General features: G+C 69.2%; 26 protein-coding genes. 15 read left to right on the plus strand and 11 right to left on the minus strand.

What is annotated here, in order from left to right; translation table 11 throughout:
- Window positions 1–81: 81 nt before the first annotated feature.
- On the minus strand, window positions 82–1,572 hold the full coding sequence (locus tag FHW79_RS00720; RefSeq protein ID WP_183177230.1) for a PLP-dependent aminotransferase family protein: 1,491 nt from the start codon (window positions 1,570–1,572) through the stop codon (window positions 82–84).
- 113 nt (window positions 1,573–1,685) lie between these two features.
- Between FHW79_RS00720 and FHW79_RS00725 the strand changes: the two genes are divergently transcribed.
- A complete protein-coding gene (locus tag FHW79_RS00725) occupies window positions 1,686–2,936 on the plus strand; it encodes a benzoate/H(+) symporter BenE family transporter (protein WP_183177231.1) in 1,251 nt (416 codons plus the stop codon).
- A 195-nt stretch (window positions 2,937–3,131) separates the two neighbouring features.
- Here FHW79_RS00725 and FHW79_RS00730 read toward each other — a convergent pair whose 3' ends face one another.
- The 4 genes from FHW79_RS00730 to FHW79_RS00745 all read right to left on the minus strand — a co-directional run bounded on the left by FHW79_RS00730 (window position 3,132) and on the right by FHW79_RS00745 (window position 5,713).
- Window positions 3,132–3,392, minus strand: a complete 261-nt coding sequence (locus FHW79_RS00730; RefSeq protein ID WP_348984008.1) for a hypothetical protein — start codon at window positions 3,390–3,392, stop codon at window positions 3,132–3,134.
- Window positions 3,393–3,621: 229 nt separating this feature from the next.
- The gene (locus tag FHW79_RS00735; protein ID WP_247884103.1) at window positions 3,622–4,176 is read right to left on the minus strand and encodes a hypothetical protein; all 555 of its coding nucleotides are present in this window, start codon (window positions 4,174–4,176) and stop codon (window positions 3,622–3,624) included.
- Between the two features lie 161 nt (window positions 4,177–4,337).
- A complete protein-coding gene (locus tag FHW79_RS00740) occupies window positions 4,338–4,742 on the minus strand; it encodes a hypothetical protein (RefSeq protein ID WP_183177232.1) in 405 nt (134 codons plus the stop codon).
- Between the two features lie 131 nt (window positions 4,743–4,873).
- Window positions 4,874–5,713 (minus strand): universal stress protein, encoded by an 840-nt coding sequence (locus tag FHW79_RS00745; protein WP_183177233.1) that lies wholly within the window; start codon window positions 5,711–5,713, stop codon window positions 4,874–4,876.
- A 121-nt stretch (window positions 5,714–5,834) separates the two neighbouring features.
- Here FHW79_RS00745 and FHW79_RS00750 point away from each other — a divergent pair, with 121 nt between their 5' ends.
- Both FHW79_RS00750 and FHW79_RS00755 read left to right on the plus strand, forming a co-directional pair.
- The gene (locus FHW79_RS00750) at window positions 5,835–5,993 is read left to right on the plus strand and encodes a hypothetical protein (protein ID WP_183177234.1); all 159 of its coding nucleotides are present in this window, start codon (window positions 5,835–5,837) and stop codon (window positions 5,991–5,993) included.
- Between the two features lie 179 nt (window positions 5,994–6,172).
- Complete coding sequence (locus tag FHW79_RS00755; RefSeq protein WP_183177235.1) at window positions 6,173–7,921, plus strand: EAL domain-containing protein; 1,749 nt, start codon at window positions 6,173–6,175, stop codon at window positions 7,919–7,921.
- A gap of 50 nt (window positions 7,922–7,971) precedes the next feature.
- Here the strand turns inward: FHW79_RS00755 and FHW79_RS00760 are convergent, their stop codons facing one another.
- Window positions 7,972–8,607 carry a glutathione S-transferase N-terminal domain-containing protein gene (locus FHW79_RS00760; RefSeq protein WP_183177236.1) on the minus strand — a complete coding sequence of 212 codons (636 nt, stop codon included), beginning with the start codon at window positions 8,605–8,607 and terminating at the stop codon, window positions 7,972–7,974.
- A 210-nt stretch (window positions 8,608–8,817) separates the two neighbouring features.
- Between FHW79_RS00760 and FHW79_RS00765 the strand changes: the two genes are divergently transcribed.
- Window positions 8,818–10,218, plus strand: a complete 1,401-nt coding sequence (locus FHW79_RS00765; RefSeq protein WP_183177237.1) for an aspartate aminotransferase family protein — start codon at window positions 8,818–8,820, stop codon at window positions 10,216–10,218.
- Between the two features lie 80 nt (window positions 10,219–10,298).
- Here FHW79_RS00765 and FHW79_RS32335 read toward each other — a convergent pair whose 3' ends face one another.
- A complete protein-coding gene (locus FHW79_RS32335) occupies window positions 10,299–10,712 on the minus strand; it encodes a hypothetical protein (RefSeq protein ID WP_211108041.1) in 414 nt (137 codons plus the stop codon).
- Window positions 10,713–11,167: 455 nt separating this feature from the next.
- Here FHW79_RS32335 and hemA point away from each other — a divergent pair, with 455 nt between their 5' ends.
- The 3 genes from hemA (at window position 11,168) to FHW79_RS00785 (ending at window position 13,995) form a co-directional block, all read left to right on the plus strand.
- Window positions 11,168–12,382 (plus strand): 5-aminolevulinate synthase, encoded by a 1,215-nt coding sequence (hemA, locus tag FHW79_RS00775; RefSeq protein WP_183177239.1) that lies wholly within the window; start codon window positions 11,168–11,170, stop codon window positions 12,380–12,382.
- A 178-nt stretch (window positions 12,383–12,560) separates the two neighbouring features.
- Window positions 12,561–13,106, plus strand: a complete 546-nt coding sequence (locus tag FHW79_RS00780) for a hypothetical protein (RefSeq protein ID WP_183177240.1) — start codon at window positions 12,561–12,563, stop codon at window positions 13,104–13,106.
- A gap of 112 nt (window positions 13,107–13,218) precedes the next feature.
- Window positions 13,219–13,995, plus strand: coding sequence for an Hpt domain-containing protein (locus FHW79_RS00785; protein ID WP_183177241.1), 777 nt, complete (start codon window positions 13,219–13,221; stop codon window positions 13,993–13,995).
- Window positions 13,996–14,202: 207 nt separating this feature from the next.
- On the opposite strand, the gene FHW79_RS00790 is transcribed toward FHW79_RS00785, so the two are convergent.
- Window positions 14,203–14,940 carry an SDR family oxidoreductase gene (locus FHW79_RS00790; protein ID WP_014239345.1) on the minus strand — a complete coding sequence of 246 codons (738 nt, stop codon included), beginning with the start codon at window positions 14,938–14,940 and terminating at the stop codon, window positions 14,203–14,205.
- Window positions 14,941–15,082: 142 nt separating this feature from the next.
- Here FHW79_RS00790 and FHW79_RS00795 point away from each other — a divergent pair, with 142 nt between their 5' ends.
- Complete coding sequence (locus tag FHW79_RS00795; protein WP_183177242.1) at window positions 15,083–16,258, plus strand: ChaN family lipoprotein; 1,176 nt, start codon at window positions 15,083–15,085, stop codon at window positions 16,256–16,258.
- A gap of 21 nt (window positions 16,259–16,279) precedes the next feature.
- On the opposite strand, the gene FHW79_RS00800 is transcribed toward FHW79_RS00795, so the two are convergent.
- Window positions 16,280–16,864 carry an NUDIX hydrolase gene (locus tag FHW79_RS00800; protein WP_183177243.1) on the minus strand — a complete coding sequence of 195 codons (585 nt, stop codon included), beginning with the start codon at window positions 16,862–16,864 and terminating at the stop codon, window positions 16,280–16,282.
- A gap of 187 nt (window positions 16,865–17,051) precedes the next feature.
- Here FHW79_RS00800 and rmuC point away from each other — a divergent pair, with 187 nt between their 5' ends.
- From rmuC to FHW79_RS00835, 7 genes are all read left to right on the plus strand, one after another.
- Window positions 17,052–18,542 carry a DNA recombination protein RmuC gene (gene rmuC, locus FHW79_RS00805; RefSeq protein WP_183177244.1) on the plus strand — a complete coding sequence of 497 codons (1,491 nt, stop codon included), beginning with the start codon at window positions 17,052–17,054 and terminating at the stop codon, window positions 18,540–18,542.
- A 201-nt stretch (window positions 18,543–18,743) separates the two neighbouring features.
- The gene (locus FHW79_RS00810; RefSeq protein WP_014239340.1) at window positions 18,744–18,953 is read left to right on the plus strand and encodes a cold-shock protein; all 210 of its coding nucleotides are present in this window, start codon (window positions 18,744–18,746) and stop codon (window positions 18,951–18,953) included.
- Between the two features lie 108 nt (window positions 18,954–19,061).
- Window positions 19,062–19,292 carry a hypothetical protein gene (locus FHW79_RS00815; RefSeq protein WP_014239339.1) on the plus strand — a complete coding sequence of 77 codons (231 nt, stop codon included), beginning with the start codon at window positions 19,062–19,064 and terminating at the stop codon, window positions 19,290–19,292.
- 126 nt (window positions 19,293–19,418) lie between these two features.
- A complete protein-coding gene (def, locus tag FHW79_RS00820; protein ID WP_183177245.1) occupies window positions 19,419–19,925 on the plus strand; it encodes a peptide deformylase in 507 nt (168 codons plus the stop codon).
- Window positions 19,926–19,949: 24 nt separating this feature from the next.
- Window positions 19,950–20,918, plus strand: coding sequence for a methionyl-tRNA formyltransferase (gene fmt / locus FHW79_RS00825; protein WP_183177246.1), 969 nt, complete (start codon window positions 19,950–19,952; stop codon window positions 20,916–20,918).
- Window positions 20,900–21,637 carry a tRNA pseudouridine(38-40) synthase TruA gene (truA, locus tag FHW79_RS00830; RefSeq protein ID WP_183177247.1) on the plus strand — a complete coding sequence of 246 codons (738 nt, stop codon included), beginning with the start codon at window positions 20,900–20,902 and terminating at the stop codon, window positions 21,635–21,637. Before fmt ends, truA begins: the two co-directional genes overlap by 19 nt.
- A gap of 83 nt (window positions 21,638–21,720) precedes the next feature.
- Entirely contained in the window at window positions 21,721–23,052 is a 1,332-nt protein-coding gene (locus tag FHW79_RS00835; RefSeq protein WP_183177248.1) for a branched-chain amino acid ABC transporter permease, read from the plus strand.
- A gap of 22 nt (window positions 23,053–23,074) precedes the next feature.
- Here the strand turns inward: FHW79_RS00835 and FHW79_RS00840 are convergent, their stop codons facing one another.
- Entirely contained in the window at window positions 23,075–23,515 is a 441-nt protein-coding gene (locus FHW79_RS00840; RefSeq protein WP_183177249.1) for an EVE domain-containing protein, read from the minus strand.
- Window positions 23,516–23,523: 8 nt separating this feature from the next.
- Window positions 23,524–23,901 (minus strand): VOC family protein, encoded by a 378-nt coding sequence (locus FHW79_RS00845; RefSeq protein WP_183177250.1) that lies wholly within the window; start codon window positions 23,899–23,901, stop codon window positions 23,524–23,526.
- Between the last annotated feature and the right edge of the window lie 44 nt (window positions 23,902–23,945).

Genomic DNA, 23,945 nt, shown 5'->3' on the forward strand with positions numbered 1-23,945 from the left:
GCAAGATCTCGTTGGTCCACAGCGTGACCAGGGCGAACAGCGCGGGCAGATCCGGGATGGTGCGGGGCGCGCCCGGTCAAACTATGGCTTCGTCACCGCGCGAAACGCCTTCTCCAGCCTCCTGACCGCGGCCTCGATTTCGAGAGGCGTGTAGGCCGCGAACCCCATCAGAAAGCCGGCCTTGCCGCCGCCGGCGGCATGGAGCGCCGACAGGCCGAGCAGTTCGATCCCCGCCCGCCGCGCGGCGTCGACGGCGGTGCGCTCCGCAAGGCCGCCGGCCAACAGGCAGGGCATCTGCAGCCCGCCGATGGGAACCTGTGGTTCTACGAAGTCCGACAGGTGTTTGCGGACGAAGCCCGCCAGCGCATCGAGGCGCTCGGCATAGACGCCGCGCATGGCGCGGACATGCGCCCCGAAATGCCCACCCTCCATGAAGCGGGCCAGCGTGAGCTGCGCCATCGGCGCCGTGTGGCCATCCAGCAAGCTGCGCGCGACGGTCATCGGCTTCACGAGCGGGGGCGGCAGCACGGCGTAGCCGATCCGCAGCCCGGGAAAGAGGGATTTGGTGAAGGTGCCGACGTAGATGGTGCGGCCATGCTGGTCGAGACCCTGCACGCAGGCGGTCGGCTTGCCCGCGTAGCGGAACTCGCTGTCATAGTCGTCCTCGATGATCCAGGCCTGGTGCCGGGCCGCCCACTCGATCAGGGCCAGGCGGCGGTCCAGCGCCAGCGTCGCGCCGGTCGGGAACTGGTGGGACGGCGTCAGGAACACCGCCTTCGCCCGCTGCGGCTCGGCCAGGATCTGATCGACGAGGATGCCCTGCCGGTCGACGCCGATCGGAACACAGTCCAGCCCCGCCGCCTCGAACGCCTTGCGCGCCCCGTAATAGGCCGGGTCCTCCAGGAAAATCCCGTCACCGGGGTCGAGCAGCATGCTCGCGCAGAGCGCCATGGCCTGTTGCGAGCTGGTCAGCACCAGGACGCGGTCGGCGGTGGCGCGCGCGCCGCGTTCGAGGTTCACATAGTCGGCGATGGCGCGGCGCAGCGGCTCGGTCCCCTGCGGATCGCCATGAAACAGGCTTTGCGCGCCGACCTCCTTGCGCACCTGCCGCTCCAGCCGCTCCCAGAGCGCGAGCGGAAAGGTCCGGGTTTCCGGAACGCCATGGGCGAAGGGCCGCGGCATCGCCATCTCGCGCACGCCGCCCCCCTCGAACACGGCGGCCCCGCGCCGGCTGAGGGCCGGCTCCTGATCGCCGGGGAGCGTGCCGCGCCGGGACCGGCGGCGGCCGGGGGTGAACTCGGTGATCTCCGCGACGAAGCTGCCGCTGCCCACGCGCCGGTCGATGAAGCCTTCGGCGTGAAGCTGGGCGTAGGCCGTCTCGATCGTGTCGCGCGACACCCCCAGCGAGACGGCGAGCGCGCGCGAGGCGGGCAGCGGCTTGCCCGGCCCGAGCGCGCCGTCGACGATGAGCTGCCGGACGGCCCGCTGTATCCGCGCGTGGAGCGGCATCGCCACGTGGGCGGGGTTGGCGATCCACGCCTTCACGGACTCCAGCTGGGAATGCCTGAACAAATGGTCTGCCCTTCTTCCGAAAAGCGGATGGGCACATCAGGCCATTGGTCCGCTAGTTGTCAAGGCCGCTCATCGCCCTTGCGGCTCGAACCGTCCGGAGGTCCCGCGCAACCATGCCACCCAAGCCAAACCCTATCCGCCTCAACGATCTCACCCACCCCGTCGTGGCGGGTCTGATCTCCGTCATCGTCAATTACGGCGGCACCTTCATCCTGGTCTTCCAGGCGGCGAAGGTCGCAGGCCTCAGCCCCGACCTCACCGCCTCCTGGGTCTGGTCGGTCTCCATCGGCGTCGGGTTGACCGGGCTGTTCCTGAGCTGGCGCCATCGCGAGCCGATCATCACCGCCTGGTCCACCCCGGCCGCGGCGTTCCTCGTCACCGCGCTGGCGACGACGCCCTACGCCGAGGCGGTCGGCGCCTACATGATCTCGGCGGCGGCCTTCGTCGCGCTCGGCCTGTCGGGCTGCTTCGAGAAGGTCATCCGGCTGATCCCGCCCGGCATCGCCTCCGGCCTTCTCGCCGGCATCCTGCTCCCCTTCGGCATCGGGGCGTTCGGCGGGGCCAGCGTCGATCCGCTGCTGGTCGGCCTGCTGATCGTCGCCTATGTCGCGCTGAAGCGGTTTTCCTCCCGCTACGCCGTGGTCGGCATCCTCCTCCTCGGGCTCGCCTTCCTGCTGACGCAGGGCCGGGTCGATCTGTCGGGGCTGTCGCTGGAGTTCGCCGCCCCGGTCTTCACCGCGCCGGAATTCTCGCTGAACGCGCTGCTGTCCGTCGCGTTGCCGCTGTTCCTGATCACGCTGTCCGGCCAGTACATGCCGGGAATGCTCGTCCTGCGGAACGACGGCTTCACGACCAGCGCCAACCCCATCGTGACCGTGACCGGCCTCGGTTCGCTGCTCATGGCTCCGTTCGGCTCCCACGCCTTCAACATCGCCGCCATCACCGCCGCCATCGCCACGGGCAAGGAGGCGCACGAGGACCCGGCCAAGCGCTGGATCGCCGGGATCGCGGCGGGCGTCTTCTACGTGCTCGTCGGCGTGTTCGGGGTGACACTGGCCGCCGTCTTCATGGCGTTTCCCGCGACCTTCATCACGGCGCTCGCCGGTTTGGCGCTGCTGGGCACCATCGGCGGCAGCCTGGCCGGGGCGATGGCCGACCCGGCGTCCCGCGAGGCGGCGCTGATCACCTTCCTGGCGTCCGCCGCGAACATCAAGCTGCTCGGCATCGGCGGGGCGTTCTGGGGCCTGCTGATCGGCCTTGTCGCCCACCTCGTTCTCAACGGTCGGCTTCGCCTGCCGCGCCGCGCGCGCGGTGGCCTGACGGTGAGCGAGGGAGAGCCGGCCGCGGTGGACTCGCGATGCTGATCGGTTGCCCTGAACGGGCGGCGGAGGCGCCCTGATGGCATGAACGGGGAGTGCCGGACGTCTTGGCGACCGTCAGCGCGGCGGGGGAAAGCGCCGCCATCCCCTTGCCCCCTCTTGCGTCGACACAATGCGATGGGTGTCCCTGGCCGGTCTTCTTCCAAGACATGAAGGCTCCCGGTTCGGCCCGCCGGCGCGTCATCGTGCGCCGGGAAGCCGGGCGCCTTCGCGCGCGTAGATCTGGCGCGGCGCGCAATGTTCGTCGAGTTGCACCACGACGGCTCCAGGCTGGCTGTTCAGGCCCACCCAGGCATCGTAGCCGACGATGTCCCCCGGTATGTTGCGGTACAGGCCGTAGGCGAGGTAGCGGACATCGGACACCGGTATCCGCACCCCGGCGAGGGACGAGGCGACGACCCCGTTGCACCGGTTCGGACTCAACCGATCCAGAGCGCTCACCGCGCCGGGCTCGGGAGCGGCCTGCGGCGGCGGGCTCACACCGGCGCAGGCCGCCACGAAAACCGCCGACAGCACGGTTCCGCCCCGCAGGACGGTTCGCAGACACGTGCCTTCCCTGGTCGCTCGAGCCGTCATTCCGTCATCCTCCCGCACGCCGTCCCCTCACCCCTTGGGGTCAACAGCCGGGAGGACGCCCTGTGCCAGGGGGCCGGTTCTCGGCCGGTCGGCTTCAATCCACCACTTTGATGCCCTTCGGGCGGCTCGTTTCGGTGGGCAGATGGTCGGCGGACAGGACACGCTGGTAGGTGCCGTTCGTCTGCACCATCACGCGCTGGCCGGGGCCGAAGACCGGCTCGTTGGCCGCCTGCTCCTGCACGATGGTGATCGTGCGGCCGGTGGCCAGCGTCACCACATACTCGATTCCCGTGCGGTCCGAAATCGCCTGCTCCGCCACGGCCCCGGCCACGGCGCCCACCAGCGCACCGCCCAGGATCGCCGCCACGTTGCCGGAGCCCTTGCCGACGTTGGACATCGCCAGACCGCCCGCGGCGGCGCCGACCATCCCGCCGGCCCCGGTGTTCTGGCCCTGGATGTCCACCGGACGGCTCGCCATCACGGTGCCGAACTCGACCGAGGTCGCGTGGCCGACATCCCGATAGCTGTAGCGGTTCTGGCTCTGGCTGGCGCAGGCACCGAGCGACAGCGCCGCCACGCCCAGCATCGCCGCGGCCAAGCTGCGCTTCGTCGTCCGCCGAACTTTCGTTTCTTGATTGGAAAAGAACATCGCATCCTCATGCACGCAAAGCGCGGCGCCTGAAGCCAAGCGCCACCGCGGCGAGCATGGCCGGGCGACAGGATGATGTCCATGCGAGAATGCATCGGCATGGCGCCGATGACGGGAAGCGCGTTCTTTTCTGACGGATCGGCGTCAACCGGACCGGACCATCACCAGCCCCGGCCCGCGGACCACCCGCCGTAGAACTGCACGCTCGGCCCCGGATAGGGACGCGGCCCCCAATCGTTGCGCCACGCGCGGTGATGATGATGGCGGGGCGGCGGCCCCCAGTAGGGGGGCGGGGCGACGATGATGGGCGGCGGCGGGCGGTAGCCCGGCACCACGATCACCCGGCTTCCCGGCGGCGGGACGATCACCGAAGGACCGCCGTAGGGAGAACCGCCGTACCAGGAACCGCGGTCGCGCGGGCCATGCGCGTCCGCCGCTGTCGGCAGAACGGCCAGCGCCAGCGCCCCGGCGACGCCCAGCACCGCCATCCGGACCACCGGACGAAAGGCCGCGGCGGCGCCCGGGGGGAGAATGCGGCGGGGGAAGGTGGGAATCAGCGCGCTCATGCCGGTCTTCCTTCGCAGGTCCGGCGGCGCCCCTCGGCCAAAGTCCGATGACCAAAGCCCGGCGCCGCCACACTGGGATGAACAGGCGGCACCGCCGGACTATTCCAGGACCACCGGACGACCGAATGGCCTCAATGGCTCATCAGGACGGGAACCGTCATGTGCTCCAGCATGTAGCGGGTCATGCCGCCCAGCACCTGCTCGCGCAGCCGCGAGCGGCCATAGGCGCCCATGACCAGCAGATCGCAGGACTCATCGGCGACCGTGTTCAGCAGCGTGTCGCCCGGGTCGATCTGGTCGGTCACGATGTGGGTGGCCTCCACACGGCAGCCGTGGCGCGACAGGTGCTTGGCGATGTCCGCACCCGGTTCGTCGCCGATGCCGGCGGGGCCGGCCTTGGGATTGACGGCCATCACCACCACGCGCTTGGCGGCGGTCAGGATGGGCATGGCGTCGCCCACCGCGCGGGCCGCCTCGCGGCTGCCGTTCCAGGCGACCAGCACCCGCTCCCCGATGTGCGGGAAGTTGCCGGCGTAGGGCACGACGAGCAGCGGACGCCCGCACTCGAACACCAGATCCTGCGGCAGCGCCACCGGACGGTCGCGGTCGCGGTGCGGATCGGCCTGCCCGACCACCACGACGTCGGCGTAGCGGCCGTGCAGCGCCGCGCTGTCCGTCGGATGCCCGTAGAGCACCCGCCATTCCGAACGGTCGGTCAGGCCGTTGCGGCGCACCGCGTCGGCGAACAGGGCTTCCGCCCTGGCGGTCTGGCTCTCGGTGTAGCCGCGCTGCATGGCCCGCACCTCGTCCGGCAGTTCGGCCTCGACATAACCGGGCAGGGTCAGCGGGACGACGGGGTAGAGGCCGGTGATGTGGCCGTCGGTGCGCGCGGCCAGTTGGGCGGCGGCATCGATTCGCGCCGCTGCGGCGTCGGTGTCGTCGACAACCACCAGCAGATCCTTGAGTGCCATGGCGATTCTCCCTCGCTCGCGCGGGTGGGCGATCGTGGCGCACCACCTCTTCTCGCGCATTGGTCGAAATTATAGCCCGGCACGGGCCGTTCTGACGACGGTCAGAATGGAGATCGCTGGCATGCCGCATCTGCGCGCCCGTCCGGTCCGGTTGACGGCCTACGATTCGACCGCCGACGGCCTGTGGCGGCACCAGCAACCTGCCGTGGTCCGGCGCGCATCGGCACGCGACCGGCCGGCCCAGAACCACGCCGATGCCACAAATTCAATCAACGCATGATAAAACATCAACCGTGATTTGCATGAATACCCGAGTATGATGGTTGGTGCCGTCGTTCAGCGATTATAGTCGGACGATGCTTTCCGCCATCTTCGGCGGCTTTGGTTTTGACGGGCGGGCATTCTTTCGCGTAAGTGTTGATCGTGGTTTTCCCAACGGTGTCTCGACCATTCCCGCCCATGAAGCCGGACCCTCATCTCGCCTCGCTTGCCGCAGCCCTGTCCGGCACCGCTTCCGGGGCTCCGGCGCTCGACACCCTGCGGCAACTTCTCGACGTCATGCCGGCGATGGTCGGGCTGCTCGACACGCAGCGGCGGCACCTCTACGCCAACCAGGCGTATCTGGACTATATGGGCCGCACACTGGACTCCCTCATCGGGACCACGGTGGGCGACATCCTTGGGCCGGATACCCTGCGCAACAACAGCGCCGCCGTTGAGCGGGCGCTGGACGGCGAGACGGTGCAGGTGGAGGGCTGGCTTCCGCGGTCCGGCGGCGGCAACGATTACGTGACGCGGGTGCACGCGCCCCACCGCGGCCCGGATGGCGCCATCGCCGGCTATTTCGTCATCATGCAGAACATGACGGAGCGGCGGCGCACCCAGGACGACCTCTTCCGGCTCGCCTATTACGACCCGGTGACCGGGCTGGCGAACCGGCTCCTGCTGGTCAAGCACATGGCCGATTTCCACGCGATGGGGGAACCCTTCACCGTGGTGATCGTGGATTTCGACCGCTTCGTCGACGTCCGCACCAGCCTGGGCCAGGGATTCGCCAACGAGATCCTGACCGACGTCGCCACGCGGCTGAGCGTGCGGGCCGGCTCGGTGGACCTGATCGCCCGCATCAGCGACCACGCCTTCGCGCTGCTGATCGGCGGCACGCAGGACCCGCTGGCGGTGGAGGAGAGGCTGTCCACCATCGCGTCGCTGGTGCGCTCCGCCAAGACGGCGTCGGGCGCCTCGGTCTTCCTGTCGGCCAGCATCGGCGTCGCCGCCTCCTGCGAGACCCACACCCGGCCGGAGGACGTGCTGCGCGACGCGGAGATCGCCACCGGCCGCGCCCGCGAGCAGGGCGGCGGGCGCCACGCCTGGTTCGACCCGGCCATGCACGCCCGCGTCGTCGAGCAGGTGCGGCTGGAGCACGACCTGCGCCGCGCGCTGGAGCGCGGCGAGGAGCTGTGGGTCGCCTACCAGCCGATCGTCGAGATGGTCACCGGCGGGCTGGCCGGGTTCGAGGCGCTGGTGCGCTGGAACCATCCGGAGCGCGGCAACATCCCGCCCGGCGTCTTCATCCCGATCGCCGAGAGCACCGGCCTGATCGTCACGCTGGGCGCCTGGGTGCTGCGCGAGGCGTGCCGGCAGATCGCCGAATGGCAGGACCAGCGCCTGCCCGGCTCCGCCAACCTGTTCATGAGCATCAACCTGTCCACCCGCCAGCTGAACGACCCCGACATGGTCGCGCTGGTGCGCGAGGTGCTGCGCGAAACCGGGGCGGAACCGTCCTGGATCAAGCTGGAGATCACCGAAAGCGCGGTCATGGAAAAGGCCGAGCAGTCGATCCGCCTGCTGCAGACCCTGCGCGGGCTGGGCATCAAGATGTCCATCGACGATTTCGGCACCGGCTATTCGTCGCTGTCCTACCTGCACAAGCTGCCCATCGACAGCCTGAAGGTGGACCGCTCCTTCGTCATGGCCATGCACCAGTCGGAGGAAAACCGCGCCATCGTCCGCATCATCATGGATCTGGCGCGGCTGCTCGGCTTCGACGTCATCGCCGAGGGCATCGAGACGAGCGCTGACGCCAACCTGCTGCGCGCGCTCGCCTGCGACTATGGGCAGGGCTACCATTTCGCCCGTCCGATGCCCGCCGCCGACGCCGACCGGCTGGTCGGCGCCGAGCATCTGCCCTGGCAGGTGCCGCGCTGAGCGGCTGATGCCACTCAGCCTTGAAAAACTGAGCAGCCCCCGTCGCACATTCAATAATAGGGGGCGTCGAGCCCTTCGGCCGCGAACGCCGCCTCGACCGCGGGGCGCTCCAACACGCGGGCGAGGTAGGGGCCGAGGTTCGGCAGGCTGCGCGCCGGCGTGCCCATGAAGCGGGTCCAGCGGGCCAGCATGAACAGGTAAGGGTCGACGGCGCTGCAGCGGTCGCCCAGGAACCATGCCTTGTCGCCCAGTTGACGGTCCAGCAGCGTGAAGCGCTCCAGCAGACGCGCCTCCGCCATCGCCTTGACCGAGGCCTGCGCCGCCGTCCCCTCGGCATGGCGCTCCGGGTAGAAATAGACCAGCATGTCGGCCTGGACGGTGTTGGTCAGGAAAACCAGCCATTGGTAGAAATGCGCGCGCTCCGCCGTGCCGGGCGCGGGGACCAGCCCGGCGGCCGGGTGCGAGTCGGCGAGGTGCAGGCAGATCGCCGCCGCCTCGTACAGCACCAGATCGCCGTCGACCAGCGTCGGCGCCCGCCCGTTGGGGTTCAGGCGCAGATAGTCCGGCGCCTTGTGCGCGGCGGTGGCGCGGTCCAGCAGGACCAGTTCGAAGGGCAGCCCGATCTCGCGCAGGAGGATGTGCGGCGCCATCGACGCGCTGCTCGGCATTCCATACAAGGTGATCATCTTTTCCCTTTTTCTTCCGAAATCCCGGATCTTGCGCAACGGGCCTGGGCGCCATGCAGGATGGGAATGCCCGCCCCACCCCCCGATTCTCCGGCTTTGTCAGGAGGGCCAACCATGCCTATGATCGGGGGCGCCGTTTAACATTTTCAACAGCGGCGAACCAAGCATCGGCAACGACCGACTCCGGCAGCGAACACAGGGATAGAGATCATGACCGAACAGGGCGCCGCGGCGACTGATAATTTTGGCGCCGGAAATTCCGCCGCCAGCCGCGACAAGGCGTATTTCCTCCACCCCTACACCAACCTGCACGCGCACGAAACCCAGGGTCCGCTGATTATCGAACGCGGCGAGGGCGTGCGCGTCTTCGACGACAGCGGCAAGGAATACATCGAGGGTCTGGCCAGCCTGTGGTGCGTGTCGCTGGGCTGGGGCGAGGAGCGCCTTGTCGAGGCCGCCACCCGCCAGATGCGCAAGCTGCCGACCTACCACGTCTTCGGCCACAAGAGCCACGAGCCGGGCATCGACCTGGCCGAGCGGCTGATCAAGCTGGCCCCGGTGCCGATGTCCAAGGTGTTCTTCGCCAACTCCGGGTCGGAGGCGAACGACACCGCCGTCAAGCTGGTCTGGTACTACAACAACGCGCTGGGCCGTCCGGAGAAGAAGAAGATCCTGTCGCGCGTGAAGGCCTATCACGGCGTCACCGTGGCGACGGCCAGCCTGACCGGCCTGGTGAACAACCACCGCGACTTCGACCTGCCGATCGCGCGCATCCAGCACACCGACTGCCCGCACCACTACCGCTTCGCCGAGCCGGGCGAAAGCGAGGAGGCTTTCGCGACCCGTCTGGCGGAAAGCCTGGAGGCGTTGATCCTGGCCGAGGGGCCGGAGACCATCGCCGCCATGTTCGCCGAGCCGGTGATGGGGGCCGGCGGCGTCATCGTCCCGCCCGCGACCTACTTCGCGAAGATCCAGCCGATCCTGAAGAAGTACGACATCCTCCTGGTCGCCGACGAGGTGATCTGCGGATTCGGGCGCACCGGCAATTTCTGGGGCAGCCAGACCATGGGCATGCAGCCGGACATCCTGACCTGCGCCAAGCAGCTCTCCTCCGGCTATCTGCCGATCTCCGCCGTGATGGTGTCGGACGCGGTCTACCGGGCCTGCGTCGAGGAGAGCAAGACGATCGGCACCTTCGGCCACGGCTACACCTACTCCGCCCATCCGGTGGCGGCGGCGGTCGCCGTCGAGACGCTGAAGATCTACGAGGAGCGGGACATGGTCGGCCATGTCCGCGCGGTGGCCCCGCTGTTCCAGCGTCGCCTGAAGGCCCTGGCCGACCATCCGCTGGTCGGCGAGGCGCGCGGCATCGGGCTGATCGGCGCCCTCGAACTGGTCGCCGACAAGGAAACCAAGACCCCGTTCGATCCGGTGGGCCGGGCCGGCGCCGTGGTGAACGGGCTGAGCCAGGAGAACGGCCTGATCATCCGCGCCATGGGCGACAGCGTGGCGGTCTGCCCGCCGCTGGTCATCGGCGAGGAGGACATCAACCTGATGTTCGACCGCCTGACCACGGCGCTGGACGCCGCGATCCCCGTCCTGCGCGGCTGACGGCTGGTTTCGCGACGACGAGGGGCCGCCCCGCCATCCGGCGCGGGCGGCCCTTTTCCTTATTCAGGCGATGGCAGGCATCAGGAACGGGCGGTGTTGATGACGTGCGACGAGACCGGGACGCCCGCCGCCGCCGCGTCACGGATCAGGGCATCGGCGGTCGGCCAGACCATCCGCCCGCCCAACTGCACGAGCGTGTCCTCGCGCACGGCCATGTAACCACCCACGCTCGCCATGTAGATCAGCCGCGCCAGACGCTCCGGCCGCGCCGCCGGTTCCGCCGCCGGGGCCTCTTCGGCGCGGCGCGCCCCGTCGACGCGGGACGAAGACGGCACGGCGGGGCGCCGCGGCAAGGATGGTTCCGGCGAAACCGCGGTCGAGGAAGCCGGGCGGAGGGGGATGACCTTGCTCCCGCCGTCGATGGCGCCACGGCCCGGCTCCGAACCAGACACTCGCCGGCCTCGCGCGCTGTCGAAGGGCAGAACGGCATTCATGGCGCAACGCTCCTCATCAATGTCTCGAGTGAATGCTCTCATCTTGCCTTGTTAGCGTCCATATCACCTTGTTCGTAAAAGAACTCAACAAAGGTATTCGGCGCAATTGGACAGCATATTCGGCGAACTTTGCGCTCCGTTATACCTTGGAACCATCCGCAATCACTTGGAATCATCAATGAGATGGGAGGACGAAAGGGTGTTTCCCAATGGCGGCAGCGGCGCGATGGGCGCCGGACACGAAACGCTTCGACCAATCGATCATCCATAGGTCGAATGGTCCCGCGGCGGCGGATCGGTGAGAATTGCCGTCTCGCGTGGCAGACCTTTTGACCTCGGTCAATGCCGGGTAGCAACACGGCAACGATCATGCCATCTTCCTAACGTGCTAGGCCCGGCGGCTTGATCCCTCGGACGGCACCCGCCCCTTCGGATGAATGCGAACGGAACGCGCGATGGATTACGAGAGCTTTTTCCGCACCCAGATCGCCAGCCTGAAACAGGATGGCCGCTACCGGGTCTTCGCCAACCTCGAACGGCACGCGGGGAACTTTCCGAAAGCCACCTTCCGCGACGCCTCCGGGACGGAGCGGGAGGTCACCGTGTGGTGCTCCAACGACTATCTGGGCATGGGCCAGAATCCGGTCGTCCTGAAGGCGATGCACGACGCCATCGACGGCGTGGGCGCCGGCGCCGGCGGAACGCGCAACATCTCCGGCACCAACATCTACCATGTGCTGCTGGAGCGCGAGCTGGCCGACCTTCACCAGAAGGAGGCGGCGCTGCTCTTCACCTCCGGCTACGTGTCCAACGACGCGACGCTGGGGACGCTGGGCAAGCTGCTGCCGAACTGCGTGATCCTGTCGGACGCGCTGAACCACAATTCGATGATCACCGGCATCCGCAACAGCGGCGCCGAGAAGCACATCTTCCGCCACAACGATCCCAAGCATCTGGACGAGCTGCTGTCGCAGATCGCCCCGGACCGCCCGAAGGTCGTGGCCTTCGAGAGCGTCTATTCCATGGACGGCGACGTCGCTCCGATCCATGACCTGTGCGACGTCGCCGACAAGCACGGCGCCATGACCTATCTGGACGAGGTGCACGCGGTCGGCATGTACGGCCCGCGCGGCGGCGGCGTGGCGGAGCGCGACGGCGCCATGGACCGGCTGACCATCATCGAGGGCACGCTCGGCAAGGCGTTCGGCGTCCAGGGCGGCTACATCACCGGTTCCACCGCGCTGGTCGACTGCATCCGCAGCTTCGCCGCCGGCTTCATCTTCTCCACCTCCCTGTCGCCGGTGCTCGCCGCCGGGGCGCTGGCCAGCATCCGCTATCTGAAGCAGAGCCAGACGGAGCGCGACCGGCACCAGGAGCGCGCGGCGACGCTCAAGCGGCTGATGGCCGAGGCCGGCCTGCCGGTGATGCCGTCGGCCAGCCACATCGTCCCGGTGATGGTCGGCGACGCCCACCGCTGCAAGCGCGCCTCGGACGAGCTGATGGAACGGCACGACATCTACGTCCAGCCGATCAACTACCCGACCGTGCCGCGCGGCGGCGAGCGCCTGCGCTTCACCCCCACCCCGCTGCACAGCGACGCCGAGATGGCGCGCCTCGTCGACGCCCTGCTCGACGTGTGGAGCCGCCTGGACCTGCGCTTGGCGGCGTAACCCCTCCCCCCTCCTCCACGGTCCTGCCGCACGGGGGAGGGGATTCGGTGATCTCCGTGCGATGATGGCATCGGCGCTCTGGACTTGTGGGCCGGAGCGCCTTACCTTTAGGCGTTGATGAGAACGTTTCGCAACGTTCGGTCCGCAACCGTCGACAGCCACCGCCCAGGAGTTCGCCATGTACCGTGACAACTCGCTGATGCCGAAGGAGGCCGTGCGCCTCGCCGTCCTGGGCACGCTGATCCAGAACGGGCCGCAGCGTTACGCCGAACTGGCCGGCGCGCTCCGCCATTTCCTCGACCGCATCGTCGGCCCGTCGCTCGACCTCATGGGCACGTCGTTGGAGATGCTGCGCTACGAGGGGCTGATCGAGGCGCTGGATGGCACCGGCATGGAGGACAACGCCCTGCTCGGCGCGACCGTGGCCGGACGGGCGGAGTTCGACACGCTGATGCGCGCCAACGTCCGCGCCCCTTCGGCGGACGGGCTGAACAAGCTGGTCATCGCGCTGAAGCTGCGCTTCCTGCACCTGCTGGACGTCGAGTCGCAGCGCGACCAGATCGACCACCTCGCCTCCCTGTGCGAGACGGAGCTGGCCCGGCTGGGCGATCTGAAGCGGGCGAGTGCGGGGACCGACGGCCATTTCGCTGATTGGCTGGAGCACGACATCGCCCAGGCCGAGGAGCGGCTGGCGTGGTTCAACAATCTCCTGTCGCGGTTGTGATCGGCGCGGCGTTTTCGCCGTCTTCCATGCGGACATTTGTTTCGCGTTAGGGTTCTGGTGTAGTTTTCGGGTTCATACTGCCTAACCCGAAAGCATAGTCAGGACCCCTGCCATGGCCTCCAACCTGTCGCCCGACGATCTTGAAGACCGCCTGCGCGTCGAATTCATGGACGACGCCCGCGACCGGCTGGAGGTGATGAACGCCGCCCTGGAAGGCGTGGCCAAGGGCACGCGGGAGGAAACCGCGGTCATCGGCGTTCTCCGGCTGGAAGCCCACAATTTCAAGGGCATGGGCACCAGCTTCGGCTACCCCACCGTCAGCCTCGTCGCGCACCGCCTGGAGGATTACCTGTCCGGCCTGAAGCGGTTGGAGGCGCGGGAACTGAACGACGCGCAGGTCTTCGTGGACCGGATCGCCGAGCTGGTGGACCGTGCCGAGCAGCCTCAGGTTGCGGAAACGAACCGGATCATCCGCGCGCTGCCGGTGCGCTACCAGTTCGAGATCACCGACATCCAGATCAGCAACGTCGAGATCATGCTGGTCACCCCGTCCAAGGTCGTCGCCAAGAAGGTTGGCGGGGAACTGGCGGCCTGCGGCTTCCGCACGGTGACGGTCAGCGATCCCATCGAGTCGATCAGCCTCGCCGTGCGCGTCCCGCCGGACATGCTGATCGCGTCGATGGTGATGGACGGCCTGTCCGGCCTGGACCTGATCCGCGGCCTGCGCGCCATGAGCGTCACCCACAACGTGCCGATGGCGCTGCTGACCTCGATGAGCCTGGACAACCCGGCCCTGAAGGAAATCCCGCACGGCGTCTCGGTCATCCGCGTCGGCGAGCATTTCGGCGACGACTTCGCGGCGGTGGTGGCGAAGCACAATCTCGGCTGAGGTTCAGGAGTCTTGCGGGCAAAAATGATTTCACGGATTTAGAGCACGGATGACACGGATTTTTCTTTGATCTTGCTCAGCAGAAGCGTCTCGAAAAGCCCTTGCTGAGAAAGCATCAAAAAATCCGTGTCATCCGTGAGAAGATCCGCGAAATCCGTGTGAGTCTTGTGCCCTTGTCCCCTCACCTCCAACGGGCAACCACCCACATCAATACAGGTGCTGCCCGCCGGTGATGAACATTTCCGTCCCGGTGACGTAGCCCGAGTCGGGACCGCACAAGTAGAAGATCACCGCCGCCACGTCCTCCGGCGTGCCCATGCGCTTCAACGGGATGCGCGGGATCAGCACGTCGTATTCGGGGCCGGTCATGGCGGTTTCGATCTCGCCCGGCGCCACGGCGTTGACGCGCACGCCGATCTCGGCGAACTCCACGGCCATCTCGCGGGTCAGGCCGGACAGCGCCGCCTTGGAGGTCGAATAGGCCGACCCCGCGAAGGGGTGCACCGAATGGCCGGCGATCGAGGTCACGTTGACGATCGCCCCCTTCGCCCGGGACAGCGGCGCCGCGAAACCGCGGGCCAGCACCAGCGGGGCGAAGAAGTTCAGCTCGAACACCCGGTGCCAGCCTTCGATGGCCCCGTTCAGGCAGCCGAGACGCTCCTTGATCGGCGTCTTGGGCGAGATGCCGGCGTTGTTGATCAACGCGTGCAGCGGCGCCCCGTCCAGCGCCCGGTTGGCCTCCTCCAGGAAGCGGGCGCGGCTGTCCGGATCGGACAGGTCCGTCGGAATGTGGTGGGTCCAGTTCGGATCGCGCCGGCAATGGTCCGGCACCTCCTCGCGGGAACAGGAAATGACCCGCCAGCCCTCGGCGCTGAAGCGCTGCACGGTGGCGTGGCCGATGCCCCGGCTCGCGCCGGTCAGAATGACGGTTTTACGGTGCGGCATGATGTCCGAGAATACCCCGCTTCGCCACACCGCGCCAGCGCGGCCGTTGCCGGTCAGACCCTCCACCGTTGACGGGCGCCCTCCACCGCCCAACCTTCAGCCTGCGTCCAACCGTTTCACAGTGTCCAGGAGGACCGCCGACGTGCTCCCCCGTTTGATGGCTGTCCTTCTGCTCTCCGGCGGCCTGCTGGCCGGTCTGGGCGACAAGGCTGCGGCGCAGGCCGCCCAGGCCAAGAATGCCTGCGTGCCGCCCGGCGGCTGGTCCGACGCCGCCGCCCGCCCGCTGAACGCCGCCGATTTGCTGCGCCGCGCCGCGGCGTCGCCCGCCGTGCTGCTGGGGGAGCGGCACGACAACGCCGACCACCACCGCTGGCAGCTTCACAGTCTGGCGGCGCTGCACGCGCTGAACCCCGATCTGGCGGTCGGCATGGAGATGTTCCCGCGCAGCGTCCAGCCGATCCTCGACCGCTGGAGCGCCGGGCAACTGACCGAGGCGGAGCTGCTGCGCGAGACCAACTGGCCGAAGGTCTGGGGCTACGACGCGCGCTTCTACCTGCCGATCCTGCATTTCGCCCGGATGAACCGGCTGCCGGTGGTCGCGCTGAACGTCGACCGCGGGCTGGTCAGCCGCACCGGGCGCGAGGGCTGGGCCGCCGTTCCCGCCGGCGAGCGGGAGGGCGTGGGCGACCCGGCCCCTCCCCCCGCCTCCTACACCGAGCGGCTGCGCCAAGTGATGGCCGCCCACGGCCCGACCGAGCGCCGCTCCGGCAGTTTCGAGCGCTTCGTCGAGGCGCAATCCGTCTGGGACCGCGCCATGGCCGAGCGGATCGCCGAGACCCACCGCCAGACCGGCCGCACCGTCGTTGCCATCCTGGGCCAGGGGCACATCGAAGGCCGCGACGGCGTCCCCCACCAGCTGGCCGACCTGGGCATCCGGAACAGCGTCGTCCTGCTGCCCTGGGACGAGGACCGCCCCTGCGCCGAGTTGGACGGGCGGATCGCCGACGCGGTCTACGGGCTGGGCGAAAGCGAGGCGCCGGCCGAGACGCCGCGCCCCCGGCTGGGCGTGATGCTGGAACCGGGACCGGAGGGTGTGCGCGTGCGCTCCGTCACCGAGGGCAGCGTCGCCGCCGCCGCCGGCCTGACGGCGGGCGACCTCGTCGTCGCGGCGGCGGGGTCGCCGGTGCGCGAGGCCTCCGACCTGACGGCGGTGGTGCAGCGCCAGGCCCCCGGCACATGGTTGCCGCTGACCGTGAGGCGCGAGCAGGGCACGGCGGAGCTGGTGGCGAAATTTCCCGCCGCACCGGTGGTGGAGTGATCAGGAGCTAGTGATCAGGAGCTAGAGCATCCGCTCCCACTGCGCCAGCACGTCCGGCGTGGGGTTCACCGCCGGGGCGAAGTCCTGGCGGCCCAGCCGCGACCGGTGCTCACGCAAGGCCCACTGGACGGTCGGGAAGGCCAGATCGTCCCAGGGGATCTCCTCCCAGCGGAACAGCCCGACCTCCTGGCTTTCCGGCCCGGCGGACACGTCCGGCGACAGCAGGCGGGCGCGGAAGATCATCTGCACTTGGCTGATGCGCGGGATGTCGTAGACGGCGAGCAGCGAGTCGATGGCGATCCTGGCCCGCGCCTCCTCCCACGCCTCACGGGCGGCTCCCTCCATGGTGCTCTCCCGCTCCTCCATGAAGCCGGCGGGCAGCGTCCAGTAACCCTTGCGCGGTTCGATGGCGCGGCGGCACAGCAGGATGCGGTCCTCCCACGTCGCCACCGACCCGACGACGATCAGCGGGTTCTGGTAGGCGATGTAGCCGCAGTCCGGACAGGTCAACCGCTCGCGGTCCTCGCCGGGCGGGATGGTGCGGACGCGGGGGCCCTTGAGGGGGCCGGCAGGGAGACCTGTGGGGGCGGACGGATCGTCGGGCATCCGTCGGATATGGCGCAGACGGGGACGGCGGGCAAGCCCGCATCGCCGACCCGAATCGCGAGCGGAACGGAACCACCAGTGGGTTCTTCTTTGTTCATTGCCCGTTCTCTTTCCTGATTCGTTCCTGTAATCTCGCCTGTGGTCTCGCCTGTGGTCTCGGCATTTGCAGCGTTCTTTGGGGAATTTCATGCAGTTCGCGTTCGACGCACAGTCGGTGCTTCTCGGCGGCCTTGCCGGTGCCCTTCTCGGGGGGATCCTCGCCGGCATGATCGTGCGCCTCTACGCCGCACGCGCCGAGGCGGAGGCCGCCGCCATCCACGCCGAACTGGTCACCCGGCTCGACGTCGCCGAGCGAATCGAGGGCGACCTGCGCGAGGAGGTGGAGGCCCGCGACCACCAGATCGCCCGGCTGACCGGCGAGCTGTCCGCCGCCCGCGAACGGCAGGCGGAGCTGTCCACCACGCTGGCCCGCGAGCGCGCGTCGTCGGCGGAGAAGCTGGCCCTTCTGGAGCGCGCGCAGGCCACCCTGTCCGACAGCTTCAAGGCCCTGTCGGCGGAGGCCCTGCGCTCCAACAACCAGAGCTTCCTCGACCTCGCCAAGGAGACGCTGACGACCTTCCAGGAGCAGGCGCGCGGCGACCTGGAGAAGCGGCAGACCGCCATCGCCGACATCGTCGCCCCGGTCCGCCAGTCTCTGGAGCGCATGGACGGCCAGATCCAGGAGATGGAGCGCAGCCGCGCCGGCGCCTATGAGGGGCTGAAGCAGCAGGTGCTGTCGCTGGTGGAGACGCAGGCCCAGCTCCGCGCCGAGACCGGCAACCTCGTCCGCGCCCTGCGCAGCCCGGTGGCGCGCGGGCGCTGGGGCGAGATCCAGCTCCGCCGGGTCTGCGAGATGGCCGGGATGCTCGACCATTGCGACTTCGCGGAGCAGATGAGCGTGGAGGCCGCCGGCGGGCGGCTGCGCCCCGACCTTGTGGTCAAGCTGCCCGGCGGCAAGACCATCGTGGTGGACGCCAAGACGCCGCTGGAAGGCTATCTCGACGGGGTGCAGGCCGCCGACGACGGCGCCCGCCGCGACGGGCTGTCGCGCCACGCCCGCCACGTGCGGGAGCATATGAAGCAGCTCGGCACCAAGGCCTATTGGGACCAGTTCACGGACTCGCCGGAATTCGTCGTGCTGTTCCTGCCCGGCGAGAACTTCTTCTCCGCGGCGCTGGAGCACGACCCGGCGCTGATCGAGGCGGGCATCGACCACCGGGTGATCCTGGCCACCCCGACGACGCTGATCGCGCTGCTGCGCGCCGTCGCCTACGGCTGGCGCCAGGAGCGGCTGACCGACAGCGCCCGCGAGATCAGCGCGCTCGGCGCCGAGCTTTACAAGCGCCTGCACGACCTGGGCGGCCATATGGAGCGGCTGGGCGGGCAGCTCGAAAAGGCCGTGGGCAGCTACAACGGGGCGGTCGGCAGCCTGGAGTCCCGCGTGCTGGTCACCGCCCGCCGCTTCCGCGACCTGCACGCCACCCCGGACAGCGCCGAGGAGATCCCCCTGCTGGAACCGCTGGACCACGCCCCGCGCCCGCTCCAGGCGCCGGAGTTGCGCACGGCCGAGCCTCGGGCCGCGGAATTGAGGGCGACAGAATTGAGGGCGGCGGAACTGCGAGCGGCGGCCAGGGCCTAGGGCCGAAGTCTGCAACCCAGATTTGCCCGTCTTGTTTCGCCTTGCAAAGGAGGGGAGCGGTCCCAATTTCCCTCCTGTCATTCTGCTTCGGACTGCCGGCCTGCTACGCCTTCGGGTGCCCAGATCGTCGCTATGCCTGGACACAGTCTGATGCGCCGCACCGGCCGATGCGGCGCCTTTCATACTAATCGGAGAGCAATCATGCCCGTCGGTACCGTCAAGTGGTTCAACAGCACCAAGGGTTATGGCTTCATTCAGCCGGACAACGGTGGCGCGGACGTCTTCGTCCATATCTCCGCGGTCGAGCGCGCGGGCCTGCGCAGCCTGAATGAAGGCCAGAAGGTGTCCTACGAGGAGCAGCGCGATCCGAAGCGCGGCAAGACCTCGGCGGAGAACCTGAAGGCCGTCTGAGCCACGTCTCACGGCACGGCATCGGAGGGGGCACCGGGAAACCGGTGCCCTTTTCCGTTGCGCGCTTTTCCTCTACAAGCACCCCCCTGACGTTCGGAGTTTCCCCCCATGGCCAAGACCAAGAAGAAGCAGCCGGTGGACAGCGCCTTCGTGCTGTTCGACGTGCTGTACGAAGACGGCGCCCGCACCTCCAACCGCAAGGTCCCCGGCACGCTGGTGGGCGGGCTGGACGGCGACGAGCCGGCTCGCGGCTTCATCGAGGAGCAGGACCGCAAGATCGCCGAGATGTCCGGCAATCCCCGCGGCCCCATCAAGTCGATCACCCGCTCGCCCCTCTGAGGAGCGGCCGTCATGACCGGATCGGCGGGTCGCCCTGGGTTGTGCCTTGCGCCTTCCTTGACCTTGTGGCCCGCCCCTCATATTTTGACGGATTGTCGCACCTCCACGCACCGTTGCTGAGTTCCCATGGCTGTTCTGGATATTCTCGTCGCCCCGCACCCCGTCCTGAAGCAGAAGGCGAAGCCCGTTGACAAGGTTGACGCCCGCATCGCCAAGCTGATGGACGACATGGTCGAGACCATGTACGCCGCGAAGGGCATCGGCCTCGCCGCGCCGCAGATCGGCATCCTGGAGCGGGTGATCGTCGTGGACGTGCACGACAAGGACGAGAAGCCGAACCCCATCCGCCTCGCCAACCCGGAAATCGTCTGGAAGTCGGACGAGACGTCGGTGTGCGAGGAGGGCTGCCTGTCGGTGCCCGACCAGTACGCCGAGGTCACCCGCCCGTCCTCCGTCCGCGTCCGCTATCTGGACGAGACCAACGAGACGCGCGAGATCGAGGCCGAGGGCATGCTGGCCACCTGCATCCAGCACGAGATCGACCATCTGAACGGCGTGCTGTTCGTCGACTACCTGTCGATGCTGAAGCGCAACATGATCCTGCGCAAAGTCCAGAAGATGCAGCGCGCCTAACCTTCCGACGTTGGACGATTCTTCATGACGCCGCTCCGCCTCGTTTTCATGGGCACGCCGGATTTCGCCGTGCCCAGCCTGCGCGCCCTGGCCGATGCCGGGCACGAGGTGGTCTGCGTCTACAGCCAGCCGCCCCGCCCCGCCGGGCGTGGGCAGCAGGTCCAGAAATCCCCGGTCCACCGCTTCGCCGAGGAACGCGGCATCCCCGTGCGCACGCCCAAATCGCTGCGCAACGCCGAAGCCCAGGCGGAGTTCGCCGCGTTGAAGGCCGACGCCGCGGTGGTCGCCGCCTACGGGCTGATCCTGCCGCAGCCGATCCTCGACGCGCCGCGGCTGGGCTGCCTGAACGTGCACGGCTCCCTGCTGCCGCGCTGGCGCGGGGCCGCCCCGATCCAGCGCGCGATCCTGGCCGGCGACGCCGAGACCGGCATCACCATCATGCAGATGGACATCGGGCTCGACACCGGCGCCATGCTGCTGAAGGACGCGGTGCCGATCACCGCCGAGACCACCGCCAGCAGCCTGCACGACGCGCTGGCCGACATGGGCGCCCGGCTGATCGTCGAGGCGATGGACGGCCTCGCCGCCGGCCGCCTGACCGCCGAGCCGCAGCCCGAGGCGGGCGTGACCTACGCCGCCAAGCTGACGCGCGAGGATGGCCGGCTCGACTGGACGCGCGACGCCGCCTTTGTCGAGCGGCAGGTCCGCGCCCTCACACCCTGGCCCGGCTGCTGGTTCGACGCTCCGACGCCGACCGGCGGGGTGGAGCGCATCAAGGTGCTGAAGGCCGAATTGGCGCCGGATGCCCGCAAGGCGGCGCCCGGCACGCTGCTCGACGACCGCCTGACCATGGCCTGCGCCGACGGCGCCGTGCGCCTCACCCTGGTGCAGCGGCCCGGCAAGGCCCCGGTGGACGGCGCCGCCCTGCTGCGCGGCTTCGCCCTGCCCGTCGGCACCCGTCTCGGCGACGCCGCATGCAGCGCTGGAAACTGACCCTCGAATATGACGGCCGGCCCTTCGTCGGCTGGCAGCGGCAGGACAACGGCCCCTCCGTCCAGCAGACGCTGGAGGAGGCGATCGAGCGCCTGTCCGGCGAGACCGTGCGCGTCCACACCTCCGGACGGACGGACGCCGGGGTGCACGCGCTGGGGCAGGTCTGCCATTTCGACCTGGAAAAGCCCTTCACCGGGCTGAAGCTGCGCGACGCGCTGAACTTCCACCTGAGGCCCGCCCCGGTCGCCGTCCTGCTGGCCGAGGCCGTGCCGGAGGACTTCCACGCCCGCATGACCTGTCTCGGGCGCAGCTACGTCTTCCGCATCGTCAACCGCCGAGCCCCGCTCGCCCTGGAGACGGGCCGCGCCTGGCACGTCATGCGCCCGCTGGATGCCGAGGCGATGCACGCCGCCGCCCAGGTCCTGGTCGGCCAGCACGACTTCACCAGCTTCCGCGCCGCGCTCTGCCAAGCCAACTCCCCGGTCAAGACGCTGGAGCGGCTGGCGGTCGAGCGGGTCGGCGACGAGGTCCGGGTGCACGCCGCCGCCCGTTCCTTCCTGCACCATCAGGTGCGCAACATGGTGGGGACGCTGGAGCTGGTCGGGGCCGGCAAATGGAGCGCCGACGACCTGCGCCGCGCGCTGGAGGCCCGCAACCGCTCCGCCGCCGGGCCGACCGCCCCGCCGGACGGTCTGTATTTCGTCAACGCCCGCTACTGACGCCCATAAGGCGGTGTCTGGCGCTCGTCGCCAATTGCCGATAGACTCTCAGGCGAAGCACAACCGGCCGGGTTTCCGTCGCCGTGCACCGCCGTCCGCCGCGCCTGTTCCCGCCCTTCCTCCTGCTGGTTGCCGCCCTGCTGCTGACCGGCTGCGGCGTGGACGGCGATCAGGCGGCGCTGTGCCGAAAACTGATTCCCGCCTTCGACTCCGGCCCCGTCACCATCCTGGACACGGCAGAGATGGCCGGCAAGGAACCGGCGCTGCGCCTGACCTACCGTGCGGACAGCGGAACCCACTGGATCGCCTGCCGCTTCGGCGGCCGTTTCTTCGATTCGCGCCGGCACGAGCTGGTGATGGTGGCGACCGACCGCATGGGGCGGCTGCGGCCCATGCAATTCACCATGCTGCGCGTCTGGGCCGGCCTGCCCGCCGCCCGCCTCGGCCTGCCGCCGGACGCGGCCGGGCCGGAACGCGGGCCGCGGACGGACTGGGCGCCGCTGCTCTTCTTCCTGCAACAGGTCATCAACGCGGCCACGGTGGCCTGCGTCTACGGGCTGCTGGCGCTCGGCTACACACTGGTCTACGGCATCCTCGGGCAGATCAACCTCGCCATGGGCGAGTTGACGATGATTGGCGCCATGCTGACCGCCATGGGGGCGGCGGCGCTGGGCATGGCCGGGCTGGGCGGGATGCCGCTGGCGGTGCTGGGTGTCTTCGCCACGGTAATGGCCTTCACCGCCGTCCAGGGCTGGACCATGGACCGGCTGGTGTTCCGCCGCCTGCGCCGCGCCCACAACCACACGCCGCTGATCGCCGCCGTCGGCCTGTCCATCGCCTATCAGGAAGGGATGCGGCTGCTGCACGGCGCCCGCGACTGGTGGCCCGCCCCCTTCCTGGCCGACCGGCACGAGCTGCTCAGCGACGGCGCCTTCACCGTCACCGCCCTGACCTCGCAGGCGGTCATCCTTCTGATGACCGGCGGGCTCTACGCCCTGCTGTGGGCGATCATGCAGCGCACCGCCTACGGCCGCGCCCACCGCGCCTGCGCCGACGACGTCGGGGCGGCGGAGCTGGTCGGGGTGGACGTCGACCGCACCGTCGCCACCACCTTCGCGGTGGGCGGCGCGCTGGCCGCCGCGGCGGGGGCGGTCATCGCGCTCTATTACGGCGGGGTCAATTTCTACACGGGCTATCTGATCGGCTTCAAGGCGCTGGCCGCCGCGGTGGTCGGCGGCATCGGGTCGGTCCCCGGCGCCATGCTGGGGGGCGCATTGCTCGGCCTCGTCGAGACCTTCTGGTCGGCCTATTTCGCCATCGCCTACAAGGACATCGTGGCCTTCGGCCTGCTCACCCTCTTCCTGATCTACCGCCCGGACGGGCTGATGGGCCGAAGCCGCGGGCGGGGGGATTGAGCCCCCCGGCGGCGGGGACCGGTCAGGGAAGGTCCGCCCCCATGGCCGCGGCGATGGTGTCCAGGTCGCGGTCGGTGACCGTGAACAGCCCGAAGCGCAACGGATAGCCCCAGTTCCGCACCCCGGCGGAGAAATCCAGCCGGTCGAGCAGGGGCAGGATCGGCGTTTCCCGCCCATCCAGCCACCGCACGTCGCGGCGGAAGGGAACGAAGCCCCCGCCCATGTCGAATTGGTAAGGGGTTCCGTCCCGCACGATGCCCACGGCGGTGAAGGATTGCAGGCGGTCCTTCCCCTGGAAGCGCTCGGTCGGCGAGTAGTAGGCGACGCGGTCCCCCGGACGGATGCGGCGCAGCGGCGCCGCCTTGCCGTGGCAGACCTGCATGAAGCCCTCCGCCCGCCCCCGCCGGACATGCTCGGCGGAGGCGACGGCGATCCAGCTGCGGCTGGCGGTGGTCGGGTCCATGGCGGACCTCACGCTTCCGTCGGGGCGAAGACGCGCAGGCGGTGCCCGTCCGGGTCCAGAGCAACGAAGGTGTGGCCGAAATCCATGGCGGTCGGCGGCTGGGCGATGGTCAGGCCGCGCCGCACCCAGTCGTCGTGAAGGGCCTGCACCGCCCCGGCGCCGGCCACGCGGAAGCCGATCTCGCCGCTGCCGCCGAGCGGTCCCGCGGAGGCCGCCGGCTCCACCGTGTGGCGCGACCACAGCCCCAGCATGACGCCCGAGTCCAGGGCGAACATGGCGAAGGTGGGCGACGCCTCGACCGGCGGCTTGCCGGTCAGGCCGGCGTAGAAGGCGGCGCTGGCGGTCGGGCTGTCCACATAGAGGAGGATGATGTTGGCGCTGAACATGGGCTGGTGTCCTCGCTGGTCTCCGGCACGGGCGATCCCGTCCG

The organism is Azospirillum sp. OGB3, from assembly GCF_014192915.1.
Classification (GTDB): Bacteria; Pseudomonadota; Alphaproteobacteria; order Azospirillales; family Azospirillaceae; genus Azospirillum.

What these genes read in the sequence shown, in the direction of transcription:
- FHW79_RS00790 (WP_014239345.1), bottom strand. Translation starts at nt 14,940, where the DNA reads ATGCCGCACCGTAAAACCGTCATTCTGACCGGCGCGAGCCGGGGCATC.
- FHW79_RS32335 (WP_211108041.1), bottom strand. Translation starts at nt 10,712, where the DNA reads ATGAATGCCGTTCTGCCCTTCGACAGCGCGCGAGGCCGGCGAGTGTCT.
- FHW79_RS00785 (WP_183177241.1), top strand. Translation starts at nt 13,219, where the DNA reads ATGGCCTCCAACCTGTCGCCCGACGATCTTGAAGACCGCCTGCGCGTC.
- FHW79_RS00845 (WP_183177250.1), bottom strand. Translation starts at nt 23,901, where the DNA reads ATGTTCAGCGCCAACATCATCCTCCTCTATGTGGACAGCCCGACCGCC.
- fmt (WP_183177246.1), top strand. Translation starts at nt 19,950, where the DNA reads ATGACGCCGCTCCGCCTCGTTTTCATGGGCACGCCGGATTTCGCCGTG.
- FHW79_RS00810 (WP_014239340.1), top strand. Translation starts at nt 18,744, where the DNA reads ATGCCCGTCGGTACCGTCAAGTGGTTCAACAGCACCAAGGGTTATGGC.
- def (WP_183177245.1), top strand. Translation starts at nt 19,419, where the DNA reads ATGGCTGTTCTGGATATTCTCGTCGCCCCGCACCCCGTCCTGAAGCAG.
- rmuC (WP_183177244.1), top strand. Translation starts at nt 17,052, where the DNA reads ATGCAGTTCGCGTTCGACGCACAGTCGGTGCTTCTCGGCGGCCTTGCC.
- FHW79_RS00800 (WP_183177243.1), bottom strand. Translation starts at nt 16,864, where the DNA reads ATGCCCGACGATCCGTCCGCCCCCACAGGTCTCCCTGCCGGCCCCCTC.
- FHW79_RS00740 (WP_183177232.1), bottom strand. Translation starts at nt 4,742, where the DNA reads ATGAGCGCGCTGATTCCCACCTTCCCCCGCCGCATTCTCCCCCCGGGC.
- FHW79_RS00750 (WP_183177234.1), top strand. Translation starts at nt 5,835, where the DNA reads ATGCCGCATCTGCGCGCCCGTCCGGTCCGGTTGACGGCCTACGATTCG.
- FHW79_RS00725 (WP_183177231.1), top strand. Translation starts at nt 1,686, where the DNA reads ATGCCACCCAAGCCAAACCCTATCCGCCTCAACGATCTCACCCACCCC.
- FHW79_RS00765 (WP_183177237.1), top strand. Translation starts at nt 8,818, where the DNA reads ATGACCGAACAGGGCGCCGCGGCGACTGATAATTTTGGCGCCGGAAAT.
- FHW79_RS00735 (WP_247884103.1), bottom strand. Translation starts at nt 4,176, where the DNA reads ATGTTCTTTTCCAATCAAGAAACGAAAGTTCGGCGGACGACGAAGCGC.
- truA (WP_183177247.1), top strand. Translation starts at nt 20,900, where the DNA reads ATGCAGCGCTGGAAACTGACCCTCGAATATGACGGCCGGCCCTTCGTC.
- FHW79_RS00745 (WP_183177233.1), bottom strand. Translation starts at nt 5,713, where the DNA reads ATGGCACTCAAGGATCTGCTGGTGGTTGTCGACGACACCGACGCCGCA.
- FHW79_RS00760 (WP_183177236.1), bottom strand. Translation starts at nt 8,607, where the DNA reads ATGATCACCTTGTATGGAATGCCGAGCAGCGCGTCGATGGCGCCGCAC.
- FHW79_RS00815 (WP_014239339.1), top strand. Translation starts at nt 19,062, where the DNA reads ATGGCCAAGACCAAGAAGAAGCAGCCGGTGGACAGCGCCTTCGTGCTG.
- FHW79_RS00840 (WP_183177249.1), bottom strand. Translation starts at nt 23,515, where the DNA reads ATGGACCCGACCACCGCCAGCCGCAGCTGGATCGCCGTCGCCTCCGCC.
- FHW79_RS00780 (WP_183177240.1), top strand. Translation starts at nt 12,561, where the DNA reads ATGTACCGTGACAACTCGCTGATGCCGAAGGAGGCCGTGCGCCTCGCC.
- FHW79_RS00755 (WP_183177235.1), top strand. Translation starts at nt 6,173, where the DNA reads ATGAAGCCGGACCCTCATCTCGCCTCGCTTGCCGCAGCCCTGTCCGGC.
- hemA (WP_183177239.1), top strand. Translation starts at nt 11,168, where the DNA reads ATGGATTACGAGAGCTTTTTCCGCACCCAGATCGCCAGCCTGAAACAG.